A 19,866-nucleotide genomic window follows, 5' to 3' on the forward strand; every position below is an offset into this window, starting at 1 on the left:
CGGGAACTATCCGGCCACTCGGTGATCTGATCTCTTAGGTCAACTGCAGGGAGCGTCAGATGGGCAAGTCCAAGCACAAGATCAGTAACTGGAAACAGTACAACCAAGCCTTGGTGCAACGCGGTTCGCTAACCATCTGGATGACTGAGCAAGCCATCAAGCACTGGCATTGCCAGACCCATCATGGCCGCCGGGGACGTGGCTTTCACTACAGCGATAGCGCCATCGAGACCGCGCTGATGCTCAAGGGCGTGTTCAAGCTGCCACTGCGCGCCTTGGAGGGGTTCATTAACTCGCTGTTCAAACTGATGCAGGTTCCCTTGCAGTCGCCGGACTACAGTTGCATCAGCAAGCGCGCCAAGACGGTAGAGATCAAGTACCGCCTGCCCAGCCAAGGCCCGGTTGCTCACTTGGTGATTGATGCCACCGGCCTCAAGGTCTACGGCGAAGGCGAATGGAAAATTCACAAGCACGGCAAGGAGAAACGGCGCCTTTGGCGCAAACTCCATCTGGCCGTGGATGCTGCCAGCCATGCCATCGTCGCGGCCGAAGTCAGCCTCGACACGGTGGCCGATAACGAGGTGCTGCCGACATTGCTCAATCCCTTGCGGCGCAAGATCGAACAAATCAGTGCCGACGGCGCTTATGACACCAAAGAGTGTCACGCCCTGCTGAAGAAGAAGGGAGCCAAGGCCACCATCCCGCCGAGAAAGAACGCCGCGCTGTGGGAGGAAGGTCATCCCCGCAACGAAGCCGTCAAAGCGCTGAAAGCCGGTGAGCTGGAACAATGGAAAAAGGACTCCGGCTATCATCAGCGTTCGAAGGCCGAAACCGCCATGTATCGCTTCAAGCAGCTCATCGGACCGAAACTGAGCCTGCGGGATTACAACGCCCAAGTGGGGGAAATCCTGGCCGGAGTCAAAGTCATGAACAAGGTCATTGGCCTTGGTATGCCTGTTCGGCAGCCCATCAATTAAGCGAGGCGAACCGCCTGGGGACAGGCTGTCCCCCCTCTGATTTGATCAACATCGCCTTCTGTAGGTCTTCCAGCTTCTGCGACTGCAAGTTTATCCGCTCATCGAGTGAAGATAAAAAAGACGCGATATATTCTTGCTCGGCAGGCGTTGGAAGCATGGCATCATATGCGAACAAATCTTCGCGGTTAATCTTGGGAATCTTGCCTCGCCCAGAGTGCTTCGTTGCATACTTAACAAATGACTCTGACCTCAACAAATATACGAGAAACTCCCGACGTAACATCTCGCAGCATGGGCGTATTGGGTATACGTCTGCGCTGCAGACACCACTGATGTCTGGGGCGGCAACTTTGTTAAGCGCGGGCCTGATTTTCGAATAAAGGATATCGTGTTCATCGAAGGCGTACTTCCCGCTGATGACCCCATCCTCCTTCGCTGTCCGTAAATTCAGAAGTTTCCCCGTGCCTGCTTCGATGTTTTCCCCTCCAACGTGCGGTAAGTCGCAATATGGGGGCTTGGTTGGGTCGACTTGGCCAGACGCAATCTCAATAACTCGCTGGAGCGACACTTTTTCCCACTCCCCAGTCTCCCGAAACTCCGGAAACCTCAGACCGGGCACAGTTTCGCCTTCGCGGGGGAAAAGCTGCTGCATCAGGCCCTTTTTGTGGGTCTTGAGGGTGTCCAGCTTTTGGGTTTCCGCCGTGATCAGATCATCCAGCGAAGATAGGCAGTCGGCGATTTTTTGTTGTTCATCGCGTGGAGGGATTGGCAGTTCAAGCTCGGAAAACTGCTTGTAACTGATCATCTTTCCATCACGAAGCCCCTCAAGATTTTTGATCATTTGAGCGATAAAACGATCAGTTTTTAGGTAATGCCTAAAGTAATCTTCAGAGTGGCCATGTCGCAGTCGTAGAATTACATAAGCAGGACTACAAATCCCCCTATATCTAGAGAACTCAATGCCGCCTTGAAAAGAACGCAGGCTAATGATGAAGTCGCCGACTTCAACCACCTTGTAGCTTTCTAGGCTTTTGTCAGTTACGGAAACATGATAATCAATCATTTCCCGAGGGATTGCTCCTTGCTCTTGGGTTATGGCAAGAACAGGGAGGTCGGAGTTGTGATCTTTATTGGAAATTTGATCAAAGATCATATTTCCAAATTCAGAGCCCCATCCGTCCTCGGCCCGATACTCCGGAAACCGCAACCGTGGCACCAACTGCTGTTTTTTATTCTCACTCACGCTGCTTGCTCCTGCGGCCGCGCGACGATGGCCTTGAACAGGTTCCCCGCCCGGTCGTCGATCAGTTCAATTTGCGGCCAGGCCCGCAAGGCGCGCAGCAGACCGCTACCCAGTCCGCGATACGGCAGCAGCTTGGCGGCAAAGGACGCCAGAATCGGGTTGCGCATATTGGAGTTGCCCGCCTTGATGTTTTCGATGGTCAGGTTGTTGGGCAGATGACCAGGGCTGATGATCTCGACCCGATCGGCAAACACCAACACGCGCACCGGCGCGCTGATGAAATAGTCGCGGTGGATGAGCGCGTTAGCGACCAGCTCCTCCCAGACGATGCGGGGAATCTCGGCCTGCCCTTGTGAGTTAAAGCCCTGCTCGCCCTGAGTGGCGCGCGTGTTGGCGATGATGAAACCCAGCGACTGCTGGAACACATCGGCTAGCTTGCCGGTGATGTCGCGGCTGTCGATATAGCGCTGGTCTTCGATCTCATTGCCGACAAAAGCCACCGCCTTGACGATGAAGGCAGGCAGTGCGTACTGCGGCGCTTTGGCAAACAGCAGGCTGCCCGCCACATTGAGCTGCCCCTGGTTCATCAGGTTCATGTTGGTCAAGAGCTGCGGCAGCGGTTGCTTGTGCTGGGCGAGCGGTTCGCCGAATTGCTGTTCGAAGAAAGTTTCGAAATAGGGCAGGTCCACATCGCCCGCGCTCAAGCCCGCCACAGGCGTCTCATCCGCATGCACCAGCCCTGCTTGCTGGAACAGGCGCTGGATTTCTTCACGCGAGGTGGCGCGGCGCTTGTCCGAGCCGTTCTTCACCCAGATGGCTCCGTTCTTGTCCATGTAGGGTTTGCTGACGCCTTCCACAACGGTGACCACCATCACGGTGCCGTTGGGGTGCGGCACATTTTCGGTGAGCGGGTTCACCGCAGGCCGCACATTTTGCGAGGCGCTGTTGGAGATGAGCTGGTTCAGGCGGTCAATGTCCGCGTGAGACAAGCCCAGCACCGTGCCGTCGTTATGCACGCCAATGAAAATCCGCCCGCCAGCGGTGTTGGCGAAGGCCACGATCTCCGCCGCCAGCGCGTCGGCATTGGTGAAGTTCTCTTTGAACTGATGGCGGCTGTCTTCGCCACGGCTCAAGCAGTCGATCAGTTCTGTGGTTTCCATAGGTTGTAAACCTCTTTGCGTCGGTTGAAGGCTTGCTGGCCTCCTTCCATGATGTTGATGATGGCGTCCTGCACCGGACGAGCGTCGATGCTGCCGCTTTGTACGGCGACTTGCTCATCCTGATAGCGGCAGGCATGCACTTGCTCCGCATCACCCAGCACCGGAAAGTTGGCGTTGTGGGTAGCGAAGATGAATTGGGCGTGAGGCTTCATCTCGCGCAGCAGCTTGATCACGTCGTCGTAGATGGTCTGGTTGTCCAGATCGTCTTCCGGCTGGTCAATGATGATCACGTCGTTCTGGCGCTGGCTGAGCACATATAGCAGCAACGCGGAAGCACGCTGCCCGAGCGAGTGGTGCTTGAGTTCCTTGCCGCGATAGCGAATGACGAAACGGTTAGGCACCTGCCAGGTGACGAACTCCGTCAGGTTCTGCATAAAGGTCTTTTCGAACACCTCCGGCGTGCTGCCCGCTTTTTTCAAGGCGTTTGGCAAATCACGCAGCAGGCCGCCGAAATCGGCGTAATCCTCCATCACGGCGCGCAGGGTGGTTTCGCGGATGTTGCTGCCCTTGAAGAGCTGCTGCATGAAACTGATGGCGGCTTCCTTGTCGCCTTTGAAGTCGGCTTCGATCTGCAGGGCGGTATGGCCAGCGTTCACCCGATCCAGTTCGGCCTTGATGGCGTTGAACTCGCGCAGCCACAGGCCGTTGAGCTTGTCGATCTCGGCAAACAGTGCGTCGCGGATGCTGCTCTGCTGGCTTTCCTGCTTGGCGAGCGCCTCCAGCATTTGCTCCGCCTTGGTTTTACGCTGCTGTTGGGTCAGGAAGTCATCCGGCTGGATGGCCGTCATGCCGGTCTGCTTGAGTTCCTGAGCCAGCTGACGTTCGACCTGGGCAAACTCTTCCTGAAGACTCTGGCGCGCGGCATCGAACTCGCCTTGTTTGAATTGAAGCCGGGAGGTAACAGCGCGGGCCTCTTGCTCGATTTGCTTGAGCTGATCGACTTTGGCAACGAGATTGGTAAATTCGGCGTAATAAGCCGTGAAGAAGTCGGGGTTCTGCTTGGAGACGTAGCTCGTGGCATTACGCAGATCGTCTTCGTGCTCGGCGATCAATTGCCCGAGGGCGAGCACAAAGCTGTCTGCCCGCTCCTTCATGCGTGCCAGTGCACTGGCATCCTGCTGGAAGCCAAGGCGCTTTTGCAGCTTGTCGGCAACCCCGTACTCTTCAAATTTCTTCAGCCGGAAGTTGGCATCGGTGAGCTGGGACTGGTAATCACGCCTGAGTTCGGCAGTATTGCTGAGCTTGAGCCAGCGTTGCGCAGCATCACGCACATGCTGGCGTTGGGTTTCGATTTCGTCTCGCAGTGTGCGGAGCTTTTCGCCCACCAGCTTTTCCACTAGATCGGTCTCGAAACCTTCGCCGGTGCTGGAAAGGTCTTTCTGCCCGAAGTAGATCGGACGGCGCAGCACGGTTTCCCGGATCGATACACCGGGCTGCAATTTGCCGTCCAGATAGACGTTCGGCGCTTCGCGGAAAATGCGGGAGATGGTGAATTCCTGTCCGTATACGTCACAGGCCGTCAGCGTCACCTTGCCGCCGCTGCCCAGAGTGTGGCGGATCAGTTCATCCTTGTACTTGGTGTCCTGCGCCTTCTCCCCGCGAGGAATATCGAGGGCGTAGCGCACTGCTTCCAGAATGGAAGACTTGCCGCTGCCCCGGATGCCGATCAACGTGTTCAGTTCAGGCGAGAAATGCAGCGTTTTCCCGTCAAGGATGCCCCCGTCAAAGTGAATGCTGCGGATGTGCGATGCGAGATGCTTGGGCGGCTCCGTGACGACCCGCGAAGCAGGATCGCTCAAGGCAAACTTGACCGCATCAAAGGACAGTTCACCCAATTTGAGGTAACAGGCTTTACCCTGACCAATCTCTTCGATGCATTTGGCGTCGCAGCCTTCCAGTTCGGCGGGGTACCAGCCACCTAGATGCTGCTGCGTTTTAGTCCGACAGGGTTTGTTTTTCTCTTGCAGCTTGTTGTACGTGCGTACCTTTTGGAAGCCCAACGTGCGACGGCGGAAGAATTCGTTCTGGCCCAGCTCGGCAAGACGCCCCCCGTCCAATTCGGCCCACAGCCCGCTCGGTGCTTCGACATGGGCAAAGACAAGGAAAAAGTCGCGGTGATAGCTTTCCAGCTTCTTGATGGTTTCCAACAGCGACAGCGAGGAGCGCCCGTTTTCCTGCTCGTACTGGGCAGGGACTTTTCCTTCAAAGGCAACACCCAGGAAGGGGTTGATATGGTCATGACCATCGGCCAACCAGTCGTCGGAAAAAACGACCAAGGTGTGGATGCCATTGGCCCCGTCATTGACCGACAGCTCGACGCCGGGCAACAGCGCAATATCCTTCTTCTGCGCTGTCTTGCGCAGCGCTTTGAACTCCTCGAAATCGAACTTGTTGTGATTGGTGATGACGCCCAGCTGAATACCTGCTTTCTCCAGTGCGTTCACATAATTGCTGTTGTAGAAGTTGTCATCGCCTGTGTACTTGAACTCACGATCTGCGCGGGTGTGCAGATGGAAGTCCGCACGAACCCACTGCGCCCCCTGTGTAAAGACGGTTCCCATCATCGCCCCTCCTCATAGGCAGCCAAACCAGCAATCTCTCGACCCTGGGCGAGCTTGTGCAGCAGTGGTGTCAGCTCTTCCATCAGGGCCAACTCTTTCTGCGTGCGGGCTTTCCATCCAAGTTCCAGCGGGGCCATCAACTCGGAGAGGCGTTCGCCATCGAAAATGCGGCGGCGCAAAATGTCATCGACAAAGGCTTGCAGCGCTGATGCGTCCAGTGTGTGGCGGTTGGCGAGATCGGTGAGTTCCCGTGTTTTTTTCTCTGCCTTGAAGCGGTCGAACCCGCTGCGGATTTGATTTTCGTCCAGGGCTTCATTGACTGGCAGGCCACGGATGTACTCGGCGATGTCCTCGCGCTCGTCGATGAACTTGGCGTCGGACTGAATCAGGCCAATGAGCTGCTCACGGTTCATGGTGAGCTTGCCGGGCTTCTGCTGGGTCAGCTTGGCGATGAGGCTCATGATGTAGTCGTAGTCGATCACGCTTGAGGCGAAGAGCACGAATTCGAAATCAAGCTGCTGCACTTCTGGCGGGGTCTGGTCGCGATCCTGCTGTTCCTTCAAGCGCTTGGCCGTTTCGAGGTACACACCTTTGAAGCCTTGCATCTGATCGGGTGGCGCAATCTGGGTGATCTGCGCCTTCTGCTCATCCGAGAGATCGGTATATTGATCGAGCTGGGTCTTGAGGCGCTGTACTTCCTTGAACAGATTGACGAACTGCGCCCGTGCGGCATCGCCTTTCAGGTTGGCCACTTCTTCCGGCGCATTGCCCACGCCTTGCGACCGCATAAAGTCGGCCAGCTTCTGGGTGGCGGTTTGCAGGTTATCGATGACCTTGGGCGCAGGATCTACCAGCCAGATTTCACGCGGGTTGTCGATCTTCTCGCCAGAGAACAGTGCAATTGCCTCTTCGACCGGCTTTTGCTGCTGACGGAAGTCGAGGATGTTGCCATAGGGCTTGCTGTCGTTCAGCACGCGATTGGTGCGCGAAAACGCCTGGATCAAGCCGTGATGCTTGAGGTTCTTATCCACGTATAGGGTATTGAGGTACTTGGAGTCGAAACCGGTGAGCAGCATGTCCACCACGATGGTGATGTCGATCTTTTGCGCGGCGGGGAGATCGCTGTTGGGATACTGCTGATCCTTGATGCGCTTTTGCACATCCTGGTAGTACAGGTCGAACTCGCCAATGCGGTGGTTGGTACCGAAGCGGGCGTTGTAGTCGGCCACGATGCGCGTGAGCGCAGCCTTCTTGCCCTCGGGGTCTTGCTGGTTATCTTCTTTCTCTTGCGGCAGGTCTTCCTGAATCTGTTGTACGTCCTTATTTCCCTCGGCAGGTGGAGAGAATACGCAGGCAATGTTCAGCGGACGGAACTCAGGATCTTGCTCGGTCTTTTGTTTTTGAATCTCCGCGAACAGTTCGAAATACTCGATGGCATCGTTGATGCTGGCCGTTGCCAACACCGCGTTGAACTTGCGGCCATTGGTCGCTGCATCGTGCTTGGCGAGAATGGTTTCAATGACCTTGGGCTTGGCCACACCTTCACCAGGCTTGGGAGGATTCTTGCCTTCGGGCTTGAAGTAATCCACGTGAAAGCGCAGGACGTTGCGATCCTCGATGGCGTGGGTGATGGTGTATTGATGCAGGCAACGCTGGAAGAGGTCGTCGGTCGTGCGGTAACTGGCCTGCTGACCTTCGATCTGCTGGTAGCTGGCGTTCTTCTCGAAGATGGGTGTGCCGGTAAAGCCAAAAAGCTGGGCGTTGGGGAAGAACTCCTTGATGGCTTTGTGGTTGTCGCCAAATTGTGAGCGGTGGCATTCATCAAAGATAAACACCATGCGCTGGTTGCGTAATGGCTCCAGCCGTTCCTTGTAGTTGCGTCTGTTGGCCCCATCCAGAGCCAGGCCCAGCTTCTGAATGGTGGTGACGATGACTTTATCGGCGTAGTCATCCGACAGTAGGCGGCGCACCAGGGTCTCGGTGTTGGTGTTCTCTTCGACGCAGCCCTCCTGAAAGCGGTTGAATTCCTCGCGAGTCTGGCGATCCAGGTCTTTGCGATCCACCACAAACAGACACTTGTCGATGTCCGGATTGTCTTTGAGCAGGGTGGACGCCTTGAACGAAGTCAGCGTCTTGCCTGAGCCGGTGGTGTGCCAGATGTAGCCGTTGCCGCAATTCTGGTGGATGCACTCCACGATGGCTTTGACGGCATAGATTTGGTATGGCCGCATCATCAGCAGCTTCTGCTCGCTGGCCACCAGCACCATGTAGCGGCTGATCATTTGCCCTAGAGTGCACTTTGCTAGGAACTTCTCGGCAAAACTATCGAGCAGCGTGATTTTCTTGTTGTCTTCGCTGGCGAACTGGTAAACCGGCAAGAAGCGCTCATCCGCGTTGAAGCTGAAGTGCCGTGCGTTGTTGTTGGCGAAATACCAAGTGTCAGTGCGGTTGCTGACGATGAAGAGCTGCAGGAAGCACAGCAGTGTCTTGCTATAGCCATTGCCGGGGTCAGTCTTGTAATCAACGATCTGCTGCATGGCCCGGCGCGGGCTGACCGCCAAGGTCTTCAGCTCGATTTGCACTACCGGTACGCCGTTGATGAGCAGCATCACGTCGTAGCGGTGATGGCTGTTGTCAGTATTCATGCGCAACTGGTTGACGACCTCGAAGTCGTTCTTGCACCAGTCTCGGATGTTCACCAAGGTGTAGTTCAGCGGCGTGCCATCGTCGCGCTCGAAGCTGTTGATGCTGCGAAGCCGCTGGGCAGCGGCGTAGACATCGGGTGTGATAATGCCGTCGAGCAAGCGTTGAAACTCGCTGTCAGTCAGGTGCACGCGGTTCAGCGCCTCGAACTTGGCTCGGAAGTTGGCTTCGAGCGCGGCACGGTCGCGAATGTCGGGGCGATAGGAGTACTTGAGGTCGCCGAGCTTGGCGATCAGATCAAGTTCGATTTGTTGTTCTGTGGTCGTCATGAACCTTGCCTCAAAGACCCAAACGGTTTACTGCCGCCGTTGTTCTGGCGGGGGGAATGCCATGGAGCTCATGTATGCCGACTCCCCGGCTCACCGACATCTTCATCTGCGCCGCCTGCACGCACCCATTCATCCACCTCGGAGAGCTGGAACTTCCACAGCCGCCCCACGCGGTGTGCGGGCAGACCCTTGCGCTCGCGCCAGCGGTACACGGTGTCCTTGGCCACGCCCAAGTGCTGGGCGACGTGATCGGCGGTAACCCACGGTTCTGTGCTCATGTCGATGGCGCTCGAAGGTTGCAGTTGAAAGTCGTCTTAAGTCGTTTGGAGTCTATCATTTGAATGCTGCGGAAGCAGCAAGATTGTTCTTGGCTACTGCCCTTGTGAGTTGAATGTGGTAACAAGGGGCGCAGTGCCGCACTGTCACCACCATGGTGACACGCTGCCACCACAAGGTGACCACATTGTCGCCACCATCCTTGCCACTCTTTCAACACATTGTTCGCACAAGGTTGCCACGTTGTTGCCAACATGCCGCCACACTGTTTACACAGTCGGCCGGCAGCCCGATCTGATCGCACAGATATTTTTTGCTGGTCACAAAGGCTCTTGCCACGTTACTCCCTCGCCTGGGCACAAGATAAGCAATAACAGTCGAGGGATTTGGAATCTACGTTGGGCAACTATGGAATGTACGTGGACGGAAATAAGTTTTTCGCTGCCTGATCATGTGCCCGAACAACAGAGCATTGGAAATAACGTTGCGCCTTGTTGGGAACAACGTAGGGCCAGATAGGGAGTAACGGGGCATGTGACCAGCTAAAAGTCATGCGATCAGCGCCGCAGGATTTGGAAACCCGACGACTGGAAACAGCGTATTTTTTGCCTACTCAGTTGGCGGCATGTCCGCATTGCCGCCGCTGCGGAAATGGGCGTCAACCACGCTGGCGATGTCAGCAGGCTGGGCTCCTGCGTTGAATGCAAAACGCAGCGCCTGCTCCAGTTGTTGCCAGCCCTGCGCTGAAGAGACATGACTGCCCACTGTTTCAGCTAGGCGAAAAATCAGCCCTTCCAGCAGCTCTTCGTCACCCACGTTCGCTGCGGCCTGCTCCGCCAGCGCCAAGAGGACGTTGTGTGCTGATGCCATCGAGTCGATTGGCACTCCTGCCAATGCCGCAGGCGTGGTGATGACACGATCCACTCTGACGACTGTCGCCAGATCAAGGGCCTGAGCGACGCCCGGCTCGATCTCCATGCGGATCAGCACATCGCCAGCCAACAGAAAGCGGGTCTTGATAAGCCCCGGCTGCTCATCCTGAAACAACCACACCGACTGCTTGTCGGCCAGCAGCTTGCCTAGCACGAGCTTGCTGTCATCCAGTGCCCCACGATCCTGCCACTGGTGCAACACGTCGGTACGCAGGCGCCCGCCTTCCACACCGAGGTGGTGCAACAGGCCGACGAGTCGTTTGGCGGAGATCACCTGCTCCTTGCCACGTAGCCAGACCGAGAGGTTGGCAGTGCGGATACCGGTGGCTTCAGCAATCCGCCCCAGCGTTTCCCCGCGCAGTCGTATCAAGGAGGCGGCAAGGGCTGGCAATTGTTCAGGAGTAAGGATTGGCATGTCGGGCCCTGTGAATTCACTGTAAATCACTATAAGGCTTGTTGACCAACAAGACGAGCGTGCGGAGCTTGGCGATTCGCGCAAGATGCTATTATAGTAATTTATAGTTAAATTATTTCAGAGGCCATCATGCGCAAGCGAAAGCAAGCCCGTCCGCTGCGCCTGCGGGAATACGAAGCTGCCCTTGCGGCACTCAAGGCGCAGCATCCCTGGCTTGCCCGGCAGATCGTCGAACCGGCGCCGGGGCATCTGGCCGTGGTAGCACATCTGTTTGCCCAGGTGGAATACCTGCTGCCACCCGCCGTGCTCGCCCGCAAGGGCTCACTGTCCGTGAGCTGCAATCGGGATCGCCTGGCCATCCATTACCAGCCGCCGCGACGCCACAGCGAACGCGCAGCAGCCGTGTTCGATCTGATTGCCCAAACGAAGCACCTTTCGCAGCAACAATGCCCCGTTTGCGGTGCACAAGTTATCGGAGACGGCATCCGCCCGCAGCGTTGCCCGCAACATGAAGGAATCCAGGGGCTGTTTGCCGAAGAAGTGCGCCGCAGCCGCCAGCTGATCGTCGAACAGGGGGTACAGCAGGTGGTGCGCGATCTGGGCAAGGTGACGACCGAAGACGTGCGCGCTGCCACGGCGGTTGAAGATGAGCCCGTCCCGAGTGAAGCCGAAGCGGAGCAGGTTCAGGAGCAGCCGACAGAATCCGCTCAATCAGTACCCTTGCCGAGCATCGTCTTTCTTGATGAAGCAGGACTGGAGGCGTTCGTGGATCGCCACCGGCCGAAAGGCGATGACAAATTCAGGCGCGCGCAAGCGATGGCGGAACGAATCAAGCGGGCGGGGCATGGCCGCCGCCAACTGGGCCTGCTGCCTCCGGACTGGAAAGCCCTTCTGGATGAGTTCGCGCAGGCTTTTCCAAACTTCCATGAACTGGCCGAGCTGCTACGTGACCACTTTGCCCTCTCCAGCCTAGGCGATGGCCGCGTATCCTGGCCTGTCGTGTTGCTGGTCGGCCCGGCGGGCATCGGCAAAACCGAGGCGGCACGCTGGTTGGCCGATCAGTTGTATTTGCCTTTTCGTGTATTCGATATGGCGAGTACGCAATCGAGTTCGCCGCTCGCAGGTTCCGAATCGTTCTGGAGCAACTCCGAGCCAGGCCAGCTCTTTGAGCTGCTGGCCTACCAGCCGCTGGCCAACCCGGTGGTGGTGCTCGATGAACTGGACAAGGCAAGCAACGGTAGACCGCAATACGATCCGCTGGCAGCGCTCTATACCTTGCTGGAACCGCGCAGTGCGCGGAATTTTATCGACCTGTCGATCCGTGATTTCTCCATCGACGCCAGTCATGTCAATTGGATCGCGACCGCGAATGAGCTGGAGGCGATTCCGGGGCCGCTGCGCTCACGGCTGACGGTGTTGCACATTCAGCCGCCCAGGCCAGAGCAGGTCAGAAGCATTGCGCAGTCGATCTAGGGGACGATAGAGAATTCGGAAAAAATCGTACGCTAAGCTTCGCGAGTTCTTGTAACCAATTCATTGTTTTTTCAATGGATGAAAGAAAATGGCGAAAGCTATTTGGGGCGAATAGGGAAAACGGAATCTATGGTCACTCCCGTTTTTGCAACACCGATTTTGACGACAAGTTGGCTTGCTTGAATCTATCCGGCGTCTGAATGGGATTTTATTCCCGCGCCTTGATGAGTTCCGCGCCTGATGAACCTCCAGAAAATATACGGCTTCAATGAGCCTTTCCGTTTTACAGGTTCCTCAACAGGCCGGTGGGCCGTTAGTATCATCAATATCAGTATTCGCAAAACCAGATCAGTAATTCTTTAAACCGGTGTATTTCTGCCGTTATGCTACATAAGTTTGCTGTCGTGCCGTTAGGGCCCAGGCTATTCTGGCCAGCTTGTTTGCCAGAGCACAAGTGACGACAAAGTTGCTTTTCCGGCACAGTAAATCCCTGACCCAATCGGCCAATTTGCCAGACTGGTGTTCCAGTTTTTGTATGAATACCCTGGCACATTGAACCAACAAAGTTCGGATCTTTTTATTACCTCGCTTACTAATTCCCAGCAATGTCGTCCTACCTCCCGTGCTGTACTGCCGAGGTACAAGCCCTGTTGCCGCCGCAAAGTCACGGCTGCTGGCGTACTGCTTCCCGTCGCCAATCTCAGTTGAAATAGTACTCGCTGTCAGTGTTCCGACGCAGGGAATGCTCAGCAAGCGCTGTCCAACCTCATCTTCGTCCAACTTTCGTTTCAACTGGGATTCCAAATCTTTAATCTGCTCAACAAGATAGTGATAATGCTGTTGTAATTTCAGCAATAACTGGCTGAGGTAAAGAGGCAAACTATTATCCTCAAGAATGGTACTCAGTCGGCTAATAACGGCAGCTCCTCGGGGAACGCTAATGCCAAATTCCAGCAGAAAAGCATGCATTTGATTGGTTGTTTTTACCTTATCCTGAACCAGGGATTCACGGACACGATGCAGAGCCCGCATTGCCTGCTGAGATTCCGTTCTGGGCTGCACAAAACGCATAGACGGACGCGATGCAGCTTCACAAATAGCTTCGGCGTCGACAAAGTCGTTTTTATTGCTTTTAACGAACGGGCGGACAAATTGTGGTGATATCAGCTTTGGGGAATGCCCCAACTCTTCCAACTTGCGTGCCATAAAGTGAGAACCGCCACAGGCTTCCATTGCGATGGTTGTAGCGGGGCATGTCGCCAAAAATTCGATCAACTTTGGCCGGGTAAATTTTTTACGGTAAACAGCCTTCCCGCGACGATCCTGGCAATGAATATGGAAAGAGTTTTTACCCAGATCGATACCAATGAGCGCAATGTTTTCCATGATAGTTCTCCGAATGAAAGCCTGTCCTCAGCATAGTACCGGGAAGGAGGGAGTGACCATCTCATTAAAAATCGGGCGCTAAGGCGATTTGGCCGACCATATCGCCCGCAAACCATTCCGCGCGGCCGACTTGCAAACGCCCTGAGTCCATGCTGTATAGTCGTCATTTATGACCGGGGGCGGTCTTTGCTTGGAAAGATAAAAGATGTCGAACGCGCAGCTGATGGCAGTAGTCGAGGTAGACAAAGAAGATCGGATAATTTGTCAGCGCGACGGCTGTGGCCACAGCGTGTACAAACGCATCCACATCGTGCGGGAGAACGGGCGCTTCACCGTTCTCGGCTCCGAGTGCTTCAAGCTCCTATACGGCTCCGATGACACCGGGGCGGTGCCCCTTTATGGATCAAGCGCTGGCCAGCTTCTTACCGACGCCGAGCGTCAGGTGCTAATCGATAATACTGACCGCTTCATTGCAATGCTTGAAGCGCAGCGGCTTCAACTGGAACATGCCCGAGCCCTGGATTTACGCGCTAGACAAGAAGAACAGCGCGAGCGCGAGGAAGCTGCCCGAATTATCAGAGGCGCGTCGGATGCGCTGCGTGACGAAGAACGCAATGCTCAGTCGCTTGCCCTGGAAAACTGCCGCCGGCAATACCCAGGGCTCAATCTGGCCACACCAGGCTGGCAGGGCTTGGTTTATTTAGAGAAGCTAAGAATCTTGCGTGAGGGTCGTGGGAATCGATTCACGCAGCCGCGAACTGAATCCTCCCTCTTCTAGATTATTTCCTACTCTTGGGGCTTACGCAGCTCCCTGAACCCGCCTTCGGCTATACGCTGCTGGCGCCACACATAGTCCCCGGTCAGGTTGATGTGCTCCCAGCCCAGCGGCGACAAAAATTGCAGCATGCCGTCGTCGGGCAACTTGCCTTTCTCACGCAAGGCCTGCGTCGCCCGCTCCAGGTAGACCGTATTCCACAGTACGATTGCGGCCGTCACCAAATTGAGGCCGCTGGCGCGGTACCGCTGCAGCTCGAACGACCTGTCGCGGATCTCGCCCAGCCGGTGGATGAATACCGCCCTGGCCAGCGCATTGCGCGCCTCCCCCTTGTTCAATCCGGCGTGCACGCGCCGGCGCAGCTCGACGTTCTGAAGCCAGTCCAGGATAAACAGCGTGCGCTCGATCCGCCCCAGCTCGCGCAGCGCGATCGCCAGGCCGTTCTGGCGCGGGTAGCTGCCTAGCTTGCGCAGCATGAGCGACGCGGTGACGGTGCCGTGCTTGATCGAGGCGGCCAATCGCAGCACGTCGTCCCAGTGTGCGCGCAGGTGCTTGATGTTCAAGCTGCCGCCGATCATCGAGCGCAAGGCCGGGTGATCGCCCACCTTGCCCGGCACGTACAGCTTGGTGTCGCCCAGATCGCGGATGCGCGGCGCGAAGCGGAAACCCAGCAGGTGCATCAGCGCGAACACGTGGTCGGTGAAGCCGGCGGTGTCGGTGTAGTGCTCCTCGATGCGAAGGTCCGATTCGTGGTACAGCAGGCCGTCGAGCACATAGGTCGAGTCGCGCACGCCGACGTTGACCACCTTGGTGCTGAACGGCGCGTACTGGTCGGAAATATGGGTGTAGAACAGCTTGCCGGGCTCGGCGCCGTACTTGGGGTTGATGTGGCCCGTGCTCTCGGCCCGGCCGCCCGCGCGGAAGCGCTGGCCGTCCGACGACGACGTTGTGCCGTCGCCCCAGTGCGCAGCGAAGGTGTGCTTGAACTGGGCGTTGATCAGTTCAGCCAGGCCGGCCGAATAGGTTTCGTCCCGGATGTGCCAGGCCTGCAACCAGGACAGTTTCGCGTAAGTGGCGCCGGGACTCGATTCCGCCATCTTGGTCAGGCCGAGGTTGATGGCGTCGGCCAGGATCGCGGACATGAGGAACGTCCGGTCCTTGGCCTGCTCCCCGCTCTTGAGATGGACAAAGTGGCGCGTGAAACCGGTCCAGTCGTCCACGTCCATCAGCAGTTCGGTGATCTTGATCCGAGGAAGCATGCCGCTGGCGAAGTCAATCAGCGCCTGGGCCTCGTCCGGCACCACCGCGTCCTGTGGGCTGATCCTCAGTCCTGTCTCAGTAATGATCGCATCGGGCAGTTCGTTCGTCAGCGCGAGCCGGTTGACGGTGACCAGCTGCTGTTCGAGCAAGAGCAAGCGGTCGTGCAGGTACTGGTCGCAGTCCTGGTTGACCGCGATCGGCAGCTCGCGCGCTGATTTCATCGCCCCGAACTTTTCCGTGGGTAGCAGGTATTCCTCGAAGTCGCGGAACTGGCGCGAACCCTGCACCCAGATGTCCCCCGACCGCAGCGAATTCTTCAGCTCCGACAAGACGCAAATCTCGTAGAAACGGCGGTCAAGACCTTCGTCGGTGATGACCAGCGGCTTCCACCGCGCCTTCACGAATGCGATCGGCGCGTCGTCCGGCACCTTGCGCGTCCCGGTCATGTTCATCTCGCGCAGGACGTCGATCGCGTCCAGAACCGCTTGCGCCGCCGGCGCAGCTTTAAGCCGAAGCACGTCCAGAAACTCGGGCGAATAGCGCCGCAGGGTGCTGTACTGCTCGCCCACCAGGTGCAGGTGGTCGAACGTTTCGGGCTGGGCCAGTTCTGCCGCCTCGGTCACGCTTTGAGTGAAGTCTGTCCACGGCAGCACGGCCTCGATCGCGGCATACGGGTCCCTGCCGGATTCCTTGGCCTCGACCAGCGCGCGCCCGATTCGGCTGTACAGGCGCACCTTGTCGTTTATGGCCTTGCCCTGCTTCTGGAAGTCCTGCTGATGCTTGTTCTTGGCTGCGCTGAACAGCTTGATCATAATGCGGTCATGTAGATCGACCAGTTCGTCCGTCACGGTGGCCATGCCCTCGATGGCCAGCGCCGCCAGCGTGGCATAGCGCCGCTCGTCCTCGAACTTGGTCAGGTCGCGCGGCGTCATCTGCGCGCCCTCGCGGGCCATCTTCAGCAGCCGGTTCTGGTGGATCTGGTGGCCAAGCCCTTCCGGCAGGGCCAGCGACTGGAACACCTTGAGCCGTTCGATGTGTTCGCGCATGTAGCGGGAATTGGGTTTGAGCGGCGACTGGCGCAGCCATACCAGCCAGGTAATGCTCATGTCGGGCGCCACATTGAGCAGGTTGTCCAGGGAGCGCCTGTGGTGACGTTCCAACGGCTCAATCAGCGTGCGATAAATTCGCCGGTTCGCCCTCGTCACAGCCTCGGCGCAGGCCCGTTCGATGACGGTCAGCGTCGGCAGGATGATGCGCTTCTGGCGCAGTGTTTCGAGGGAATGCGCGGCGAGGATCATTGCCTTGTCGGTCTGCATGGCGAGGTCGGCCAGGCAGTGCACCAGCTTGCGGAAATCCGGCAAGCCGAACACGGACAGCCCCAGGTAGGCGCGTAACTCATGCAGGTGCTCGTTGCGCGTTTTTTCGCGCTCGCCATATTCCGGCCAGGCGCCGGCGTCGCTGCGCACCTGCTTGGCAATCCAATGGATCACCGGATCTGGCAGCCTAGTGTCGCTGGCCAGCGCCTGGCCAGGGTAGCGCAGCAAGCACATCTGAACCGCGAAGCCGAGGCGATTGGCGGCGCCCCGGCGCTGCCGGATCAACGCCAGGTCGGCATCCGTGAAACTGTATTGCTGGATTAGGTCATCCTGACTTTCTGGCAACACCAGCAGGCTGTCGCGTTCGGTATCAGAGAGGAGTGAGCGGCGCGGCATTCGATCGGACCCTTCGAGGATAAGCCGGGATAAAGCCAGTAATGGGACGAAGCGAAAAAGTAATTAAGGAACGTACTTTTCTTACTTTCTAACTAAGAAGCTTCTTTGTGCTATGCCAAGACAAAACCAGAACGGCACGACGAAGGTCAGCTCCAGCAGACTCAGGCATTCCCCCTAGAACACCAGCCACCCGACCAGTCCAGCCGCGAGGATCACGACGACTACGTTGAGTTTGTTCTTCCAAGCATAAAGGAATGCCAAGGCCGCGGCGAAGATCGATATACCCGCCGTCAACGACGGCACACGCTCGGCGGTGACATGCGCCAGGTCGACGGTGGTGGCGCCAATCAGGCCGACGACCCCGGCCGCGACACCATCCAAAAAGGCGTGCAGCTGCTTGTTCTCCACAACCGCCTCCAGCCGGTCATAGAAGATCAGCGAGAACGCAAAGGCCGGCAGAAAGACACCGACCGTCATGGCCATCGCTCCAACCGGACCGCCCGCCACATAGCCGACGAACGTTGCGAAGATGATGAGCGGCGCCGGTAATACACCGGAAAGCGCCAGCCCATCCAGGAACTGCCCATCCGTCATCCACCCGCGCCCGACAGCGTCGTTGCGAACGAACGGAATCGCGGTATAGGCGCCGCCGAATGTGAGTAAGCCGGCTTTTAGTCCAGCCACGAAAATGAGGAGCACGGAGGCTTGGCCTTGAATGACCGTTTCCACAAGCTTCGCGGTGGGCGCGGCCGACATAGCAACGGCCGTAGCCAACGCCATCGCCCCAAGTGTCACCAGAAGCGCAAACGCCCGACGATTCAACACGAGCAAAGCGTACACAAGGCCACTCGCCGGCAGGGTGATCCAAAAGTCGACCCCGCCACTGGCTGCCAGCGCGCAAACGATGGCAATGACCCACAGCCAGCGACTAAGTAGGATGTGCTCTCCGATGCGGTGCACGGCGCGCACGATCAGCGCGATTACGGCCGCTTGTACACCAAGGAATGCGGCACCCAGCGAAGTGCCGACAATGTCGATCTCGAAGTACAGCCAGGACAGCGCAAACATCAGCAAGAATCCCGGGAGCATGAACCCAAGTCCCGCCAGCAAGCCGCCCAGCCGCCCCTTTGCTCGGATACCCAGATGAACGCAGATCTCGTGCGCTTCAGGACCGGGCAGCACCTGCATCACCGCAAGCAGTTTGTTGAAGCGTTTGCTCGAGATCCAGCGTTCCTCATCCACGAGTTCGCGGCGCAGCATAGCGATCTGAGCCACAGGACCGCCCCAAGCGAGCAGGCCGAACTTGAGGAATCGCACGAAAAGCTGGAAGTAGCTCATGGCTGGAGGAACGGCTTCAATCGCGGCATCTGGCGCCTCGTTCGGGCGGTACGATGCATCATTCGGGACGTTCAAAGGTGTTCTCCTTGCAGTTCAGTATAAGTAGGTCGAATACGCTGGATGTCCTCCTCGGCAGTCAGGCGCACAATATTTGAGCTCCGACGTCTTGGCGATCAGTACATTCAGGTCGTGGCGGTTCCGTTGCCAAAGCTGGCCATCAAACCGTCGAACACGGTCGAGGCCGCGTCCAGCAGTGCGTCGTCCTGGGCAAGGCTTTCGCGCATCCCGGCCAGCACGCTTTCGATGCCGGCGGCCTCTGGCGGCTGCACACCCCCGACATCGAGGTAATGCACCAACTGGCCGATCCGCCGGATGGCAGGTTGATCCAGTCCAAAGCTTTCGGCCAGCACCTCGAAGGTGACGCGGTTGCCGATATGGCTGAATGCCGCCCCATCGAAATCGAAGCCGATGGCGTCCGATGGGCAGTCTCCAGGGCTGGCCAGCCATTGGAAGTAGGCGCGGCGGTCGATGAAGCGCCGGATCAGCCAGGCGCTAGCTAGGCGATCCACCCACGGCCGCTGCCGCGTCGCCCAGATGCGCCCTTGGTAGTCCTCACACCGCAGTCGGCCGATCTCTCCTTCAGCCGACTGCGGTTCATCCGGCGACAGGGTTCGGGCACAGGCGAGTTCAAGCTCGCGTAGTGCGCAATCGACCTGTCGCTGTGGCTCGTCGGGAAAGAAATCGATCGCGACCAGAGCTGCAAAGGACTTGCGCAGCTTGCGCGTCTGCTTGAGCGTCTCCTGCACGTTAGCGGAGTCCAGCTCGCTTCGCCTCTGTGTGATCTCGGGTAACAAGGCGGCGTAATCCTGGCTACGGTCAAACAGCCGAGCGTAGTCCGTGTCATCGGCGGCTTCGGCATTCAATACATATGCCGAACCTCCACCGGAGACCACCTCGGCAGCCACTGCCGCCAGCGTCGAATGGCAGGCTTGGCAGTGCGGCATCAAGTACACGCCGTCACGTAGCACGGTGGCGCCGGCCGCTTTGAGTGCCCGCCAGGCACGCTGGCGGACAGTGGCATTCTCGGTGGGTAGGGAGAGAATTAAGGCAATTAGTTGCATGACGTAGAGTATAAATCAATAAAGACTTATACTCTACAAACTTTATGACGATGGCTGATACGAGGGTTGCCAGGATTACGATTTTTCGCAAAAACATGCCCAACCCATTGTTCCAAAATGGGAAAGTTTTCAATCTCGGGAGTGCCGCTTTGCACAGCGCACCCGGCTCAGGTCAAAATGTCCGGTTGCTGGCGAAGGTGATACC

The 19,866-nt window shown here is 57.5% G+C and carries 13 protein-coding genes; 3 read left to right on the forward strand and 10 right to left on the reverse strand.

Features of this window, described 5'->3' with window-relative positions; genetic code table 11:
- Positions 1-59: 59 nt before the first annotated feature.
- Entirely contained in the window at positions 60-977 is a 918-nt protein-coding gene (locus tag C2U37_RS13435; RefSeq protein ID WP_104451977.1) for an IS5 family transposase, read from the forward strand.
- On the opposite strand, the gene C2U37_RS13440 is transcribed toward C2U37_RS13435, so the two are convergent.
- From C2U37_RS13440 to C2U37_RS13465, 6 genes are all read right to left on the reverse strand, one after another.
- On the reverse strand, positions 970-2,220 hold the full coding sequence (locus C2U37_RS13440; protein WP_104452479.1) for a restriction endonuclease subunit S: 1,251 nt from the start codon (positions 2,218-2,220) through the stop codon (positions 970-972). The two genes, C2U37_RS13435 and C2U37_RS13440, sit on opposite strands and share 8 nt — an antisense overlap.
- Positions 2,217-3,380 (reverse strand): RNA-binding domain-containing protein, encoded by a 1,164-nt coding sequence (locus C2U37_RS13445; protein ID WP_104452480.1) that lies wholly within the window; start codon positions 3,378-3,380, stop codon positions 2,217-2,219. The genes C2U37_RS13440 and C2U37_RS13445 overlap by 4 nt, the downstream gene beginning before the upstream one ends.
- Positions 3,362-6,004 (reverse strand): TrlF family AAA-like ATPase, encoded by a 2,643-nt coding sequence (locus C2U37_RS13450; RefSeq protein WP_104452481.1) that lies wholly within the window; start codon positions 6,002-6,004, stop codon positions 3,362-3,364. Before C2U37_RS13450 ends, C2U37_RS13445 begins: the two co-directional genes overlap by 19 nt.
- Positions 6,001-8,973 carry a type I restriction endonuclease subunit R gene (locus C2U37_RS13455; RefSeq protein WP_104452482.1) on the reverse strand — a complete coding sequence of 991 codons (2,973 nt, stop codon included), beginning with the start codon at positions 8,971-8,973 and terminating at the stop codon, positions 6,001-6,003. Before C2U37_RS13455 ends, C2U37_RS13450 begins: the two co-directional genes overlap by 4 nt.
- A 68-nt stretch (positions 8,974-9,041) precedes the next feature.
- Positions 9,042-9,251 (reverse strand): helix-turn-helix domain-containing protein, encoded by a 210-nt coding sequence (locus C2U37_RS13460; RefSeq protein WP_023109365.1) that lies wholly within the window; start codon positions 9,249-9,251, stop codon positions 9,042-9,044.
- Positions 9,252-9,858: 607 nt separating this feature from the next.
- Positions 9,859-10,596 carry a hypothetical protein gene (locus C2U37_RS13465; RefSeq protein WP_104452483.1) on the reverse strand — a complete coding sequence of 246 codons (738 nt, stop codon included), beginning with the start codon at positions 10,594-10,596 and terminating at the stop codon, positions 9,859-9,861.
- 129 nt (positions 10,597-10,725) lie between these two features.
- Between C2U37_RS13465 and C2U37_RS13470 the strand changes: the two genes are divergently transcribed.
- Positions 10,726-12,069, forward strand: coding sequence for an AAA family ATPase (locus C2U37_RS13470; protein ID WP_199416846.1), 1,344 nt, complete (start codon positions 10,726-10,728; stop codon positions 12,067-12,069).
- Between the two features lie 381 nt (positions 12,070-12,450).
- On the opposite strand, the gene C2U37_RS13475 is transcribed toward C2U37_RS13470, so the two are convergent.
- Positions 12,451-13,455: an IS110-like element IS4321 family transposase gene (locus C2U37_RS13475; RefSeq protein WP_000427623.1), complete on the reverse strand. Its 1,005-nt coding sequence runs from the start codon at positions 13,453-13,455 to the stop codon at positions 12,451-12,453.
- Positions 13,456-13,660: 205 nt separating this feature from the next.
- Here C2U37_RS13475 and C2U37_RS13480 point away from each other — a divergent pair, with 205 nt between their 5' ends.
- On the forward strand, positions 13,661-14,233 hold the full coding sequence (locus C2U37_RS13480; protein WP_103243984.1) for a hypothetical protein: 573 nt from the start codon (positions 13,661-13,663) through the stop codon (positions 14,231-14,233).
- 8 nt (positions 14,234-14,241) lie between these two features.
- Here C2U37_RS13480 and C2U37_RS13485 read toward each other — a convergent pair whose 3' ends face one another.
- The 3 genes from C2U37_RS13485 to C2U37_RS13495 form a co-directional block, all read right to left on the reverse strand.
- Complete coding sequence (locus C2U37_RS13485; RefSeq protein WP_103243983.1) at positions 14,242-17,202, reverse strand: Tn3 family transposase; 2,961 nt, start codon at positions 17,200-17,202, stop codon at positions 14,242-14,244.
- 174 nt (positions 17,203-17,376) lie between these two features.
- Positions 17,377-18,615: a chromate transporter gene (locus C2U37_RS13490; protein WP_146054366.1), complete on the reverse strand. Its 1,239-nt coding sequence runs from the start codon at positions 18,613-18,615 to the stop codon at positions 17,377-17,379.
- 107 nt (positions 18,616-18,722) lie between these two features.
- Complete coding sequence (locus C2U37_RS13495) at positions 18,723-19,661, reverse strand: chromate resistance protein ChrB domain-containing protein (RefSeq protein ID WP_103827480.1); 939 nt, start codon at positions 19,659-19,661, stop codon at positions 18,723-18,725.
- Positions 19,662-19,866: the final 205 nt, after the last annotated feature.

The organism is Aeromonas sp. ASNIH1 (assembly GCF_002934285.1).
Taxonomy (GTDB): domain Bacteria; phylum Pseudomonadota; class Gammaproteobacteria; order Enterobacterales; family Aeromonadaceae; genus Aeromonas; species Aeromonas caviae.